The 13,685-nt window shown below is 50.4% G+C and carries 14 protein-coding genes; 4 read left to right on the forward strand and 10 right to left on the reverse strand.

From position 1 onward, the window contains the following. Window positions 1-132 precede the first annotated feature (132 nt). Window positions 133-453 (forward strand): Grx4 family monothiol glutaredoxin, encoded by a 321-nt coding sequence (gene grxD, locus A1355_RS05780; RefSeq protein WP_064025918.1) that lies wholly within the window; start codon window positions 133-135, stop codon window positions 451-453. Window positions 454-509: 56 nt separating this feature from the next. Here the strand turns inward: grxD and rnt are convergent, their stop codons facing one another. Continuing rightward, window positions 510-1,136 carry a ribonuclease T gene (gene rnt, locus A1355_RS05785; RefSeq protein ID WP_064025920.1) on the reverse strand — a complete coding sequence of 209 codons (627 nt, stop codon included), beginning with the start codon at window positions 1,134-1,136 and terminating at the stop codon, window positions 510-512. 91 nt (window positions 1,137-1,227) lie between these two features. Here rnt and A1355_RS05790 point away from each other — a divergent pair, with 91 nt between their 5' ends. Then, window positions 1,228-2,010: a VacJ family lipoprotein gene (locus A1355_RS05790; RefSeq protein WP_064025922.1), complete on the forward strand. Its 783-nt coding sequence runs from the start codon at window positions 1,228-1,230 to the stop codon at window positions 2,008-2,010. A gap of 48 nt (window positions 2,011-2,058) precedes the next feature. Here the strand turns inward: A1355_RS05790 and mtaB are convergent, their stop codons facing one another. From mtaB to A1355_RS05825, 7 genes are all read right to left on the reverse strand, one after another. Beyond that, complete coding sequence (mtaB, locus tag A1355_RS05795) at window positions 2,059-3,345, reverse strand: tRNA (N(6)-L-threonylcarbamoyladenosine(37)-C(2))-methylthiotransferase MtaB (protein WP_064025924.1); 1,287 nt, start codon at window positions 3,343-3,345, stop codon at window positions 2,059-2,061. A 63-nt stretch (window positions 3,346-3,408) separates the two neighbouring features. Beyond that, entirely contained in the window at window positions 3,409-4,638 is a 1,230-nt protein-coding gene (locus A1355_RS05800) for a nucleoside recognition domain-containing protein (RefSeq protein ID WP_064025945.1), read from the reverse strand. Window positions 4,639-4,654: 16 nt separating this feature from the next. Then, complete coding sequence (purB, locus tag A1355_RS05805; RefSeq protein WP_064025926.1) at window positions 4,655-6,022, reverse strand: adenylosuccinate lyase; 1,368 nt, start codon at window positions 6,020-6,022, stop codon at window positions 4,655-4,657. Window positions 6,023-6,293: 271 nt separating this feature from the next. Next, complete coding sequence (locus A1355_RS05810; RefSeq protein WP_064025928.1) at window positions 6,294-6,623, reverse strand: helix-turn-helix domain-containing protein; 330 nt, start codon at window positions 6,621-6,623, stop codon at window positions 6,294-6,296. Further along, window positions 6,607-6,864 (reverse strand): type II toxin-antitoxin system RelE family toxin, encoded by a 258-nt coding sequence (locus tag A1355_RS05815; protein ID WP_064025930.1) that lies wholly within the window; start codon window positions 6,862-6,864, stop codon window positions 6,607-6,609. Before A1355_RS05815 ends, A1355_RS05810 begins: the two co-directional genes overlap by 17 nt. Beyond that, window positions 6,851-7,951 carry a tRNA 2-thiouridine(34) synthase MnmA gene (mnmA, locus tag A1355_RS05820; RefSeq protein WP_064025932.1) on the reverse strand — a complete coding sequence of 367 codons (1,101 nt, stop codon included), beginning with the start codon at window positions 7,949-7,951 and terminating at the stop codon, window positions 6,851-6,853. The genes A1355_RS05815 and mnmA overlap by 14 nt, the downstream gene beginning before the upstream one ends. Next, the gene (locus A1355_RS05825) at window positions 7,948-8,403 is read right to left on the reverse strand and encodes an NUDIX hydrolase (RefSeq protein ID WP_064025934.1); all 456 of its coding nucleotides are present in this window, start codon (window positions 8,401-8,403) and stop codon (window positions 7,948-7,950) included. The genes mnmA and A1355_RS05825 overlap by 4 nt, the downstream gene beginning before the upstream one ends. A 128-nt stretch (window positions 8,404-8,531) precedes the next feature. On the opposite strand from A1355_RS05825, the gene clpS reads away from it, so the two are divergent. Both clpS and clpA read left to right on the forward strand, forming a co-directional pair. Next, window positions 8,532-8,855: an ATP-dependent Clp protease adapter ClpS gene (gene clpS, locus A1355_RS05830; protein ID WP_064025936.1), complete on the forward strand. Its 324-nt coding sequence runs from the start codon at window positions 8,532-8,534 to the stop codon at window positions 8,853-8,855. Window positions 8,856-8,864: 9 nt separating this feature from the next. Next, complete coding sequence (clpA, locus tag A1355_RS05835; RefSeq protein WP_064025938.1) at window positions 8,865-11,141, forward strand: ATP-dependent Clp protease ATP-binding subunit ClpA; 2,277 nt, start codon at window positions 8,865-8,867, stop codon at window positions 11,139-11,141. A gap of 28 nt (window positions 11,142-11,169) precedes the next feature. On the opposite strand, the gene infA is transcribed toward clpA, so the two are convergent. Then, window positions 11,170-11,388 (reverse strand): translation initiation factor IF-1, encoded by a 219-nt coding sequence (gene infA / locus A1355_RS05840; protein ID WP_064025941.1) that lies wholly within the window; start codon window positions 11,386-11,388, stop codon window positions 11,170-11,172. An 86-nt stretch (window positions 11,389-11,474) separates the two neighbouring features. Next, entirely contained in the window at window positions 11,475-13,595 is a 2,121-nt protein-coding gene (locus A1355_RS05845; RefSeq protein WP_064025943.1) for a RelA/SpoT family protein, read from the reverse strand. Window positions 13,596-13,685: the final 90 nt, after the last annotated feature.

Raw genomic sequence — 13,685 nt, forward strand, 5'->3', positions numbered from 1 at the left:
AATAGGCGGGCTTTTTTTGTGCGTTTGCGTAATTCGATTTTCGAATACAATTTGTTGCGTCAACAATACTATGTAATAAGTCTGTAGGTTGATAGAATTACCTAACTTAAATTGATAAGCAAGGGAGTTCCTATGAGTGTTACCGAACGAATTCAAAATCAATTGGCTAGCGATGCGGCCGTGCTTTATATGAAAGGCTCGCCAGAGTTTCCACAGTGTGGCTTTTCGAGCAAGGTTGTTCAGATTTTGGGTGCCTGCAACGCAAAATACACGTATATCAACATTTTTGAAGATCCAGAGGTTCGTGAAGGCTTGAAAGTCTATTCTAATTGGCCAACCTACCCACAACTGTATATTAAGGGCGAGCTGGTCGGTGGTTGCGACATTGTAACCGACCTTTATACGAGAGGGGAACTGACTAGCATGTTGGCTAATGCTGGTGCGGTGCAGTAGTCGAGATTTTCTAAAATCTGCCGGTTTCGGAGAGGGAATTGGCAGACTCCATCACTCTAAATCACTTCAAGTTCACTTAACCGCTTCCATCGGTTAATTATCAAGCAGAAAAGTTCGGCCGTTTGTTCGGCGTCATACAGTGCGGAATGGGCTTTTTCGTTATCCCAACTTAGTCCGGCCGCCTGTGCTATTTTTGCTAAAACGGTCTGACCATAAACCAAAGCGCCAAGCGTAGCGGTATCGAAGCTACTAAATGGGTGAAAAGGGCTACGCTTAAAATTCGTGCGCTCAATCGCGGCATTGAGAAAATTGACGTCGAAAGATGGGTTGTGGCCCACTAAAATGGCCCGCTTACATTCGTTACGTTTTACAGCGGCTTTGATCGGCGTAAACAGTTTTGTGAGCGCCTCTTTTTCGTCCACGGCCATCCGGAACGGATGATATGGGTCGATGCCGGTAAATTTGAGAGCCGCTTCATCCAATTCAGAATGCTTAAAAGGGATAATATTGCTCTGGTGTTTTTCGGTAATCCGAAGCAAACCCTGCTCATCCGGTTCTACTATGATGGCGGCAATTTCAAGTAGTGGGTTTTTTTTGGGGTTGAACCCGGCGGTTTCTATGTCAACGATGACCGGCAGATAGCCGCGAAACCGATTGCCTAGCGGGTTGGTAGTAATTTCCATCGAACGTGAATGGCGAAATAAGTCTGTTGTGTGTTATGTTACGTGAGTTTTGGATAGATTTAAACAATATTCAATTAACGAGGTAAATATTATGCAAAACGGGAAAACAGTTTGGCTGGCTGCCGTGGCGCTTGCCCTGCTGAACGGATGCGCGGCTACCAATAGCAAAGATCCCAAGGATCCCTGGGAAGGATGGAATCGAAACGTCCAATCGTTTAACGATAGCGTCGACGACTACGTCATGAAACCGGTTGCTAAGGGATATCGGTGGATTACGCCGAGTTTCGTCGATCAGGGGGTGACGAATTTCTTCAGTAATATTGACGATATCGGGGTGATCGCTAACGATGCGTTACAAGGTAAGTTTTTGCAAACCGGCCAGGACAGCGCGCGGTTTCTGGTGAATACCGCGGTAGGCGTCGCCGGATTTGTCGATGTTGGAAGTATGTTGGATTTGCAGAAACATAACGAAGATTTCGATCAGACTCTTGGGGTCTGGGGTGTTCCAACAGGACCCTATGTTGTGCTGCCGTTCTTTGGCCCTAGCTCCCCGCGCGGCGTCATTGGGTTAGTGGGCGATGCGGCGATGAACCCCTTCACGTACGTTGGTTTTTATATCAATCCGAACTGGATAGGTGCCGCCGTTTCCACGGGTTCTGGGGCGTTGAAGGTTATAGATGCCCGTGCTGATTTGTTGGGAATGGAAAAAGTAGCGTCCGAAGCAGCGATTGATCGGTACCAGTTTTTCAGAGATGCATATTTCTCGAATCGGAATTATTTGATTAAGGATGGCAATGTGCCTGAAGACGATGTGCTGAAGTTTGAGGAACAAAAAGACGATGGTTTTGGTCCACTTGCTCCGAATCCTTATTGAAGTGCGTCTACAAAAGGCTGGGTGCGGCACAACGCCGTCCCTAGCCTTTCAGTTTATTTCAGTCCGAATAAAATCGGATTCAACTGTAGATAACCGAACTTTTTGAATTTGATTCTCCAACGCCGTATCGGCGTTGACATCGCAAGCTACCCGTAAGTAATTCGGCGTGTAACCGAAATAGCGGATATCGCCGTTGTCTAGCGTTTGCGTTTGACCTTCCCAAAGTACATCCGCCAGGAAGGCGATGTTTTCGATGATGAATTGCTCTTTCAGAATCTTTGCCAAATCGTGCAATTGCTTGCTGCGCCGTTTTTTCAGGTCTTGGGCGACCGGGCCTGGGAAATTTGCTGCTGCCGTGCCTTCGCGGGGAGAATAACTAAAGATATGAATATGGCCGAAGCCGAGGCGCTCTATGTAGTCATAGCTTTCCTGCCATTCTTGCTCGGTTTCTCCCGGGAAGCCGACGATGATATCGGTGGTAATATTAAAGTGAGGGATCGTTGTTCTGGCCAGCTCGACAATTTGCCTAAATTCTTCAGTCTTGCAGCGCCGCGCCATGCGTTTCAGAACACTGTCGCTACCGCTTTGCAAGGGCAGGTGCAGGTGCGGCATTAATCTTGGATTTTTGAATAATTCGAAGAAGCCGTCCGGTAATTCCCACGGTTCCAGGGAGCCCATGCGCAGGCGTGGAATCTGGGTTTTGTCCAGGATCTCTGTAATCAATTCGACCAGATTGCTGCCGATGTCGCTGCCGTACCCGCCAAGGTGAACCCCGGTAAGCACGGCCTCCTTGATGCCTTGTTTATGTAAGGCATTGATTTCGTCGACCACTTCTTGAATAAGTCGGCTGCGTTCTTCGCCACGGGCAACCGTAACGATGCAGAAAGTACAGTGGTAACGGCAACCATCTTGTACTTTGACAAAGGCGCGTTGCCGGCCACGGCTGAACAAGGACACTTCGCCGGGCTCAGTCGACATCGCCGGCATGCTGTCCAGATTCAATTCGGTCAGGGTTTTTTCGACCAGCTGGTTTTTGTCCTGGTTGCTTACGATTAAGTCCACGCCCATCAATTGCGCGGCTTCTGCCTCATTCAGTGTCGCATAACAACCGCTGACCACCAGTTTGGCTTGCGGATTATCGCGGTGGATGCGGCGTATCATTTGCTTGGATTTTTTCACGGCGTCTTGAGTCACCGCGCAGGAATTTATGATTACCAGTTGCGCGTCGCTCAAATTGCAGGTGATACCGTGGCCCTTGGCCTGAAAGGCTTGAGCCCAGGTTTCCAGTTCGGCTTCGTTGAGGCGACAACCGAGTGTTTTTAAATGTATCTGCATGAAATATCTAAAAATGTAGGTTGGGTTAGTGAAACGTAACCCAACGAATTCAAACAATAGGCGTTAACCAAAAAACCAATACGTTACCAAAATCGCGGCAATCATCCCGCCGAGGTCGGCGACGATACCGCAGGCGGCGGCATGGCGTATCTGCTTGATGTTGACCGCACCGAAATACACCGCCAACACATAAAACGTGGTCTCGGTGCTGCCTTGCACCACCGATGCCAAGCGTCCGGCAAAGGAATCTGCACCACGCGTTTGCATCGTATCTATCATCATCGCTCGCGCGCCGCTGCCGCTGAATGGCTTCATCAATGCGGTCGGCAGGCCGTCGATGAAGCGATTGTCAATGCCGGCAACATTAATTAACAGTCGGACACTATCGGTGATTAATTCCAACGCGCCACTGGCCCGGAACACCCCGAAGGCCACCAGCATCGCCACCAGATACGGGATGATGGTGATGGCGGTTTGAAAACCGTGCTTGGCGCCTTCGACGAACAACTCGTAAGCATTGAGTCCTTTTAGGGCAGCGGCGGTGATGAACGACACCACCAAGCCGAACAAAATCACATGGCTGACCAAGGCCGATTGTTTCAGCATCTCGGCCTGATCGAGTCCTGAGAAATAAGCCAGTAGGCCGCCAACCAAGGCGGTGATACCGCCCAGATAGCTCAACACCACCTTGTCCAGGAGGTTTATCTTCTGCACTGCGGCCACCGCTAGCAAGCCGGTCAGCGTCGACATATAGGTGGCGATTAAAATCGGGATGAACACGTCGGTCGGGTTGGCAGCTCCGAGCTGAGCCCGGTAGGCGAAGATCGTCACCGGAAACAGCGTCACCGACGAGGTGTTGATCACCAAAAACAATATCTGCGCGTCGCTGGCTTTGTAGGGATGCGGATTCAAACTCTGCATTTCCTGCATGGCCTTGATGCCCATCGGCGTCGCGGCGTTGTCCAAGCCCAGCATGTTGGCGGCGATGTTCATTGCCATCGCGCCGAGTGCCGGATGATCCTTCGGTATCTCCGGCATCAGCCGGTTGAACAGCGGATTCAGCGCTTTGGTCAGCAAGTCGATGAAACCGCTATGCTCGCCGATTTTCATGAGGCCCAGCCACAAGGCCAACACGCCGCTCAGCCCCAGCGAAATCTCGAACGCAGTCTTAGCCAGGCTGAACATCGCATTCATCAACTCGGAAAACACCTGGGTGTCGCCCAGCACCAGCAGTTTGAAGGCGGCGGTGGCGAAGGCGCTCAGGAAGAAGAATATCCAGATGAAGTTCAGCAACAACCTGTCCTAATGATTAGCCGATTTTCTTGGCTAAATCAGCTGCGTAGCCGGTATAGCTGTGCGGCGTCAGCGCCAGTAATTCGGCCTTGGCAGCGGCTGGAATCTCCAGTTTCTCCACGAAAGCGCGCATGCCTTCGCCGGTGACGCGGTTGCCGCGGGTCAGTTCTTTCAGTTTTTCGTAAGGCTTTTCGATGCCGTAACGGCGCATCACGGTTTGGATGGGTTCGGCTAAGACTTCCCAGTTTTGGTCCAGGTCTTGGTCGAGTAACGCCGGATTGATTTCCAGTTTGGAAATGCCTTTCAAGGTCGATTGTATGGCGATGCTGGTGTGGGCGATGCCGACGCCGATGTTGCGCAACACGGTCGAGTCGGTCAAATCGCGCTGCCAGCGCGATACCGGCAGTTTGTCGGCCAGGAAGCCGAAAATCGCATTGGCCAGGCCCAGATTGCCTTCGGAATTTTCGAAGTCGATGGGATTGACCTTGTGCGGCATCGTCGAGGAGCCGACTTCGCCGGCCACAGTTTTTTGCTTGAAATAACCCAGCGAGATATAGCCCCAGACGTCGCGGTCGAAGTCCAGCAAAATGGTGTTGAAACGCGACAGGGCGTGGAAATACTCGGCCATGTAATCGTGAGGTTCAATCTGTATCGTGTAAGGGTTGAAGGTCAAACCCAGCGACTCGACGAAATTTTGTGCAAACGCTGCCCAATCGACATCCGGGTAAGCGACGCTATGTGCGTTGTAATTGCCGACCGCGCCGTTGATCTTGCCCAGAAGTTCGACCTTGGCGAGTTGTTCGCGTTGGCGCTGCATGCGGGCCACGACGTTGGCGAATTCCTTGCCGACCGTGGTTGGGGTCGCCGATTGGCCATGGGTGCGCGACAGCATCGGTTGCTCGGCGCTGTCCAAGGCCAGTTGCCTGATCGCATTAACGGTGGCGTCGATCTCGGCCAGAATCAGGCCGCGACCTTCCTTCAACATCAAGGCATAAGACAGGTTGTTGATGTCTTCCGAGGTGCAGGCGAAGTGGATGAATTCGTTGACGGCGTGCAGTTCGGTGTTGTGTTTGATCTTTTCTTTCAGGAAATATTCAACTGCCTTGACGTCGTGGTTGGTGGTTTTCTCGATGTCTTTGACCGCCTGGGCGTCGGCTTCGGAAAAATTGCTGACGATTTTATTCAGCGCGGCGGTCGCTTCGGGGGACAAGGCCGGCACTTCGGCGATCTTGGTTTCTGCAGCCAAGGCTTGCAGCCAGCGTACCTCGACTTCGACCCTATAACGGATCAAGCCGTATTCGCTAAAAATGGGGCGCAAGGTGTCGACTTTGTTGGCGTAGCGGCCGTCGATGGGGGAGATGGCGGTGAGGGCGGATTGGGTCATTGCTGGTATATCCTAAAAATAAAGCTTAAAAATTAATTTTCCGTATTTGAAATTACTTCATCAAAACGCCACTTCGAAATGCCTTCCAAACCATGCATTAGCAGGATGTTGAAAAAAGAAACTCGGTGGAAAAAATCTTCCGAAATTCTTCTGTTTGTTGCTAAAAGGCATTTGGCTGCAATGAACAATCAAGGACTTACAAAATTTTATTTTGCGGGAAATGCGTTTTTGGGGGCAAAATTGGAGCAGATTTTTAAATTTCAACAGCCTGTTAAACAGTCAATTGTGCAACGGTAATCCTTAATGCTGTTGCGACTTTTTTTAATATATTTCTGCGAGGTTTATCTTGGTTTTCAATATCAATATATTCGGCTTCTGAGATACCTAAGTCCGTGGCTAGCTCGGCTGTCGATAAATGCAAATATTCCCGCCAAGCTTTAATGGGGGTAATGTCTTGTTTAATAACGGCGCCAACGACTTCATTAGGAATAGTGGCATTGTTGGCCGCGTGTTCTTTCAGATAGTCGGCATAGGGAATCACCACAAAAGCCGGGTTGCCGTCGATGCCGTTGATAATTTGTACGTTAGTAAGTGCGCTCATCACGTTTTTTCACCTCTTCAATCGAAACAACCTTGACGATGCCGTCAAATTCAAAGAATACCCGATAGCCGCCGATACGCAAGCGATAGCTGTAGGCGTGTTTGGTCAGCTTTTTTACTTGGGAGCAATCGGGGAAGTCTTTCAAAACTTGAGTGGAATCGTAGATATGCTCGCGCAATACTTTATCGGTTATTTTTCGTAGTTGCTTGACCACTTTAGGCTGCCATTCAATTCGATTCATTGTACTTCGATTCAATAATCCCGCCGCCCAAACAAACCTCGCCCTGATAAAACACCACCGATTGCCCTGGCGTAATCGCCCGTTGTTGTTCGTCGAAGCGGACTTTGACGCGGCGGCCGCCATCTATCGGTTCGACGACACATTCTTGGTCGGGCTGACGGTAACGAGTCTTGGCGGCGCAACGCAGGGTTTCGGTCAAGGGTTTGATGCCGCACCAGTCGAGTTGGCCGGCTTCCAATATGCTGTGCAGCATCAAAGGGTGATCGTGGCCCTGGCCGACGATCAGCACATTGTTGATCAGGTCTTTTTCCAACACGAACCACGGCTCGTCCGGCGCGTCCTTAACCCCGCCTATGCCTAAGCCTTGTCGCTGGCCCAGCGTGTAATACATCAAGCCGTGATGCTTGCCTATATATTTACCTTCCGGAGTGCGCATTTCGCCGGGCTGGTGGGGCAAATAGCGTTCCAGGAATTCCCTGAATTTACGTTCGCCGATGAAGCAGATACCGGTGCTGTCTTTCTTACGGCTGTTGGCGAAGCCTGCTTTATCGGCCATCGCCCGGATTTCTGGTTTGTGCAGGTGGCCGATCGGGAACAGGGTTTGTGACAAAGCTTTCTGGCCCATTGCGTACAGGAAATAGCTTTGTTCCTTGTTGGGATCCAGGCCTTTTAATAATTGGAATTCGCCGTCTTGTTCGCGAACGCGGGCGTAATGGCCGGTGGCAATATATTCGGCACCCAGGTCTTCGATTGCGTAATCCAAAAACGCTTTGAATTTGACGTGTTTATTACAAAGAATGTCGGGATTGGGTGTGCGGCCAGCTTTGAATTCCGATAAAAAGACTTCGAAAACCTGATCCCAGTATTCGCTGGCGAAGTTGACGGTCTTCAGCTCAATGCCCAAACGGTCGCAAACCTGCTGTGCATCGGCCAAATCCTGCATCGCGGTGCAGTATTCGGTGCCGTCGTCTTCTTCCCAGTTTTTCATGAACAAACCGGTGACTTTGTGGCCTTGTTCTTGCAGCGCTAAAGCAGTAACAGAAGAGTCGACGCCGCCGGACATGCCGACGATGATGTGTTTGTTCATGGGAAATCGAGAAATGATTGCAACAGGGTCAACGGATGCCGGGTGCCTTTAAGGTATTCGTCCACGGTTTGCAGTACCAGCGGGCTGCGCAGTTGCTGTTGTCGAGCGTAAATGTCGTTGCGGCTGAGCCAGTGAGTCGCGATAATGCCGTCGTCCAGCGTTTGGTCCATGTCGTGATTGTTAACGCTACCGCTGAAGCAGAAGCGCACGAAGCTCGGTGTTTCGGGGGCTCTCCGCCAGAGTTGCACGGCGATGACGGCTTCAGGCTCGAAGCACCAGGCAGTCTCTTCCTTGACTTCTCGTTTGACGGCGTCGATCAGGTCTTCGCCGTTTTCCAGATGTCCGGCTGGTTGATTGAACGCAAGCCCGCGTGTCGTTGTCTCTTCCACCAGAAGAAAACGCTCGTCTCGCTCGATAACCGCGGCAACGGTAACGTGTGGTTTCCAGACCATCCTGTTGACATTTGACGATAAAAGGCCGGCATTTTACTCGAAATGTTTTTTAACTGCGCAAAGATTGAAATTTGCTTTTGAAGACGCTATTTTTAGAAACATACGTAATACTTGTAGCACCAGAGCTTATGTCCGAATTTGAACCCTTTAGAGATAACGACGCTAACACGGCGCTACAGGAAGCCAAGCCGCGGTTGAAGCGGCCGCCCCTATACAAGGTGATTTTGTTGAACGATGATTTTACGCCGATGGATTTCGTCGTTGAAATACTGACCCATTTTTTCAACATGACCGAAGAGAAGGCGACGCAGGTCATGTTACAAGTTCATACCCAAGGTGTCGGGGTTTGCGGAACCTACACTAAAGACGTAGCCGAGACTAAAGTACATATTGTCAACGAATATTCCCGAGAGCATCATCATCCGCTGATGTGCACAATGGAAGAGGCGTAAGAGGTAGTCATGTTAAGTAAAGAACTTGAAGTAACTTTGAACTCCGCGTTTACCGTGGCGCATGCCAAGCGGCACGAATTCATCACAGTCGAGCATTTGCTGTTGGCTTTGCTGGACAACGTGACAACGATACCGATACTGATTGCCTGTGGCTGTAATGTGAATGCCCTGCGGGCTGAGTTGACTCGCTTTATCGACGAAACGATTTCGTTGATACCGGAAGGCGTTCAGCGAGAAACACAGCCAACTTTGGGATTTCAACGGGTGCTTCAACGGGCGGTTTTCCACGTTCAGGCGTCGGATAAAAAAGAAGTCACAGGCGCGAATTTATTTGTCGCGTTGTTTAGTGAGCAGGACTCCCATGCGGTGTATCTTCTGAATAAGCAGGACATTACCCGTTTGGATGTCGTCAATTATTTGGCTCACGGTGTTTCGAAGATCGAGCAGTATAAAAAGGAAAATACCGAGGAGCCGGAAGCCGAGCGTGGCAGTTCGGAAGCCATGGGAAGTCCGTTAGAAAAATATGCAACCAATCTCAATGATGAGGCGCTAAAAGGCAATATTGATCCGCTGATCGGTAGGGAGTTGGAAGTCGAGCGCACAATACAGGTGCTATGCCGCCGCCGGAAGAACAACCCGCTACTGGTTGGCGAGGCCGGTGTTGGGAAAACGGCGATTGCTGAGGGTCTTGCAAAACGTATCGTAGAGGAAAACGTTCCCGATATTCTACTGAACAGCGTTATTTATTCATTAGACATGGGTGCTTTGGTCGCCGGTACCAAATACCGGGGGGATTTCGAAAAGCGCCTAAAATCCCTGATCAATCAGTTAAAAAAGGAACCCGATTCGATTTTGTTCATCGACGAAATACATACGATTATTGGGGCCGGATCGGCCTCCGGTGGCGTGATGGATGCATCAAATCTGATCAAGCCGGTGCTGGCCTCCGGTCAGTTGCGCTGCATCGGGTCGACTACCTATCAGGAATACCGAGGTATCTTCGAGAAGGACCACGCGCTAGCCCGACGTTTTCAAAAAATCGATGTCGTTGAACCTTCTATTGAAGATACGGTGCTGATTTTGAAAGGCTTGAAGTCGCGCTTCGAGGAACATCATGGCCTGAAATACACCCAGGAAGCATTGCGAGTCGCCGTTGAACTGTCGGCGAGGTATATTACAGATCGGCACCTGCCAGACAAGGCGATCGATGTGATTGACGAAGCGGGTGCCAGGCAGCGGTTGTTCACTGGCGAGGGGCGCAAGGATACGATAGACATCCCGGAAATTGAGGAAATCGTTTCTAAAATCGCTAGAGTACCGGCCCAGTCGGTGTCGTCCAGCGACATAGAAAAACTAGCCAATCTAGAGAAAAACTTGAAGATGTTGGTCTTTGGCCAAGACGAAGCGATTTGCGAGTTGGCAACCGCGATTAAATTGTCCCGTGCTGGATTACGCGATACCAGTAAAACCATTGGCTCCTTCCTGTTCGCCGGGCCCACTGGTGTTGGTAAAACCGAGGTAACTCGACAGTTGGCGAAGGTATTGGGTATAGAGTTGATTCGTTTCGATATGTCTGAATACATGGAGCGGCATACCGTATCGAGACTGATTGGCGCGCCTCCCGGTTATGTTGGATATGATCAGGGTGGTTTGTTGACCGAAGCCGTTACCAAGCATCCCCATGCTGTGTTGTTGTTGGACGAGTTAGAAAAGGCGCACCCGGATGTCTTTAATTTGTTGCTGCAAGTGATGGATCACGGTACGTTGACCGATAATAACGGGCGTAAGGCGGATTTTCGTAACATCATAATGATTATGACCACGAATGCAGGTGCGGAGGAAGGTAGTCGGGCTTCTATCGGATTTACTCAGCAGGATCACGCTTCCGACAGCATGAAGGTGATCGAGCGCGGTTTCTCGCCGGAGTTTCGAAATCGGTTGGACGCAATTGTACAATTCAAGTCGCTGGATATGACTGTGGTTGGCAGTGTGGTCGATAAGTTCATTTTCGAGCTAGAAGCTGTTCTGGCGGATAAGAACGTCACCCTGACGCTCGAGCCTACCGCGCGAGCCTGGCTGGCGGAACGTGGCTACGATGAAAAAATGGGAGCCAGACCCATGGCCAGATTGATACAGGAAAAAATCAAGAAACCACTTGCCGAGGATTTGTTATTTGGTCGCTTAGCCAACGGTGGGCATGTGCGTATCTATGTTGAGAATGAAGCTTTGGCGTTTGCGATTGAGGGCAAACAGATGATGGTTTCGGAGCTGAATCAGGTGTTATAAAGACAGAGCAATCGCTGACCCTAACGGGTTAGCGATTGCGGAACGTGATGCGCCCCTTAGTCAGGTCGTACGGAGTCATCTCAACACGAACTTTATCGCCGGTTAGGATCCGAATATAGTGCTTGCGCATCTTGCCGGAAATGTGTGCGGTAACGATGTGTCCGTTTTCCAGCTCGACTCGAAACATCGTATTCGGTAGAGTATCGATGACCTTACCTTCCATTTCGATTTGATCTTCTTTCGCCATAGTAAAAGCCCTTAAATTAAAACGCCTATGTTAGCACGGTGAGAGGTGCTGTGGCTAACGATAAGACGTTTAAGGGTTTCAGTACTTCAAACCTTGCGTTTGACTTCGACAATGTTGGGCAGATGACTGATTCGAGCCAATATAGAACTCAGTTGCGCGGTATTTTCGATCTGAATCGACATTTGCAGAATTGCCGACAAATCATCGTGAGTCTTTAACGATGCGTTACTGATGTGGGCTTTCGAAGCAGTCAATATTTGCGAAACGTCACCCAGCAAATTTGGCGCGTTATAAGCGTGAATCAGGATTGGCACGTTATGGTGAATCTTGTGGTGACCACTCCAATCCGCTTTAATCACATGCAATTGTTGTTCCGGCGTCAAGTGGCGAATGTTTTCGCAATCGCTTCGATGAACCGTGATTCCGCGTTTATGGGAAATATAGCCGACGATTTCATCGCCTTTCACTGGCGAGCAGCATTGGGCCAGCGTGGTGACGACATTGTCGATGTCTTCAATGATCACCGCAGCTTGTGGAGCACTTTGGGCTGATGCAAGCTTTATCGGCATTGGTTCCAACTCAGGAATTTTCAATGCGCCGGCCAATTGCCGGTTGTTGATATCGCCGCGCCCGAGTGCTTCGTATAGATGCTCGGTGTCCTGCATCTTGAAGTGCTTAATCAATTCGTCGATATCGATCGTTTTAATGCCCAGTCGTTTGCTTTCCTTTTCCAGAGTCTGTTTTCCAGATGCGATATTCGCCGCTTGTTGTTGGTATCTGAACCAACTCTTCACCTTGCTGATTGCCCTCGGCGTTTTCAGATAGCCAAGGTTGGGATTTAGCCAATTGTGGTTAGGGTTGCCGTTTTTGACTGTGATGATTTCGACCTGTTCGCCGGATTGTAACTTATAGGTTAACGGTTTGATCTGACCGTTGATCTTGGCGCCGCGACAGCCGTGGCCCACTTCGGTATGAATCGCGTAGGCAAAATCCAGTGGCGTCGCGCCCTTGATCAAGTCGATCAATTTGCCGGCTGGCGTTAAAACAAATACTCGGTCGGAAAACAATTCCGTATGAAAGTTTTCCAGGAGATTGCCGTTGTCTTTGTCTTCCAGCAACTGACGAAGCGATGCAATGTTTTTTTCGGTGGCGGCGTTATATTTGCTGCCTTCCTTGTAACGCCAATGCGCGGCAACACCTAGCTCGGCGAATTCGTGCATGGCTTGGGTACGGATTTGAATTTCGATACGATTGCCGGTTTCGTCCAAAACCACGGTATGTAGCGATTGATAGCCGTTTTCTTTTGGGTTGGCGATGTAATCGTCAAATTCCTTGGGAATGTGGCGCCAGTGGCTGTGTGCCACACCCAGTACGGTATAACAGCTGGGTAAGGTGTCCACGATGACGCGGACCGCCAGCAAATCGTAAAGATCGTCGACGGCCAACTGCTTACGGCGCATTTTGTGCCAGATACTGTAGATATGTTTTGGTCGCCCGTAAATTTTTGCGGCGATTCCCTCCCGGTCCAATGTCTGGCGCAACATTGCCAGAAATGCTTCGATGCAGGCCTCGCGTTCCTCGCGCTTGCTCGCGAGAGATTCGGTAATTGCTCGATATTGTTCCGGTTCCAAATAACGAAATGCCAGATCTTCAAGCTCCCACTTGAATTGGCTAATGCCTAAACGATTGGCGAGTGGTGCGTAGATGTCCAGGGATTCCCGCGAGATGAAATGGCGGATTTCCGTTTGTTCGCGGAATAAGTTGCGCAGGCGTTGAATGCGATAGGCCAGCTTGATTAATACCGCCCTGACGTCGTGGGTCATTGCCAACAGCATGCGGCGCAGCGTTTCGGTCTGATTCGGCTCGTTCGCCATGTCCGGGCTGTATATGCTGACGTTATTCAGCCAATGCACGTCTTTAACCAAGTCTGCAACGACGTCGCCGAAGCGTCGGCGCAACTCGGTATCACTCAATAGGCCGGTAAGGCGAGAATCGCTGAGAACCGCCGCCAGAATGGTTTCAAGATCGATATGTACCGAAGTCAGAATCGCCGCGACATCGATACCTTTCGGGCGTGGAGGCAAGGCGTCAGCGGGAGTTGCCATGCCCAATTCGTCGACCAGGTTGAGTGCGTCGGCAATACGGAGGCGATCATCGCCTGTAAAATCAGGGAACAGAGATAGCGCCAGCTCTGTGTGTTCGCTCATATTCAATTGGAAAAGGATTTATGAAGTCGAATCAGCCCGGAACCCTAGTGCCGAAAGCTATCGTTCAGCGAGTGGGCGGAGGCGGCGGCG

The organism is Methylomonas koyamae (assembly GCF_001644025.1).
In the GTDB taxonomy this organism is placed as follows: domain Bacteria; phylum Pseudomonadota; class Gammaproteobacteria; order Methylococcales; family Methylomonadaceae; genus Methylomonas; species Methylomonas koyamae_A.

What these genes read in the sequence shown, in the direction of transcription:
- infA (WP_064025941.1), bottom strand. Translation starts at nt 11,388, where the DNA reads ATGGCGAAAGAAGATCAAATCGAAATGGAAGGTAAGGTCATCGATACT.
- A1355_RS05845 (WP_064025943.1), bottom strand. Translation starts at nt 13,595, where the DNA reads ATGAGCGAACACACAGAGCTGGCGCTATCTCTGTTCCCTGATTTTACA.
- clpS (WP_064025936.1), top strand. Translation starts at nt 8,532, where the DNA reads ATGTCCGAATTTGAACCCTTTAGAGATAACGACGCTAACACGGCGCTA.
- mtaB (WP_064025924.1), bottom strand. Translation starts at nt 3,345, where the DNA reads ATGCAGATACATTTAAAAACACTCGGTTGTCGCCTCAACGAAGCCGAA.
- mnmA (WP_064025932.1), bottom strand. Translation starts at nt 7,951, where the DNA reads ATGAACAAACACATCATCGTCGGCATGTCCGGCGGCGTCGACTCTTCT.
- grxD (WP_064025918.1), top strand. Translation starts at nt 133, where the DNA reads ATGAGTGTTACCGAACGAATTCAAAATCAATTGGCTAGCGATGCGGCC.
- purB (WP_064025926.1), bottom strand. Translation starts at nt 6,022, where the DNA reads ATGACCCAATCCGCCCTCACCGCCATCTCCCCCATCGACGGCCGCTAC.
- clpA (WP_064025938.1), top strand. Translation starts at nt 8,865, where the DNA reads ATGTTAAGTAAAGAACTTGAAGTAACTTTGAACTCCGCGTTTACCGTG.
- A1355_RS05810 (WP_064025928.1), bottom strand. Translation starts at nt 6,623, where the DNA reads ATGAGCGCACTTACTAACGTACAAATTATCAACGGCATCGACGGCAAC.
- rnt (WP_064025920.1), bottom strand. Translation starts at nt 1,136, where the DNA reads ATGGAAATTACTACCAACCCGCTAGGCAATCGGTTTCGCGGCTATCTG.
- A1355_RS05825 (WP_064025934.1), bottom strand. Translation starts at nt 8,403, where the DNA reads ATGGTCTGGAAACCACACGTTACCGTTGCCGCGGTTATCGAGCGAGAC.
- A1355_RS05790 (WP_064025922.1), top strand. Translation starts at nt 1,228, where the DNA reads ATGCAAAACGGGAAAACAGTTTGGCTGGCTGCCGTGGCGCTTGCCCTG.
- A1355_RS05815 (WP_064025930.1), bottom strand. Translation starts at nt 6,864, where the DNA reads ATGAATCGAATTGAATGGCAGCCTAAAGTGGTCAAGCAACTACGAAAA.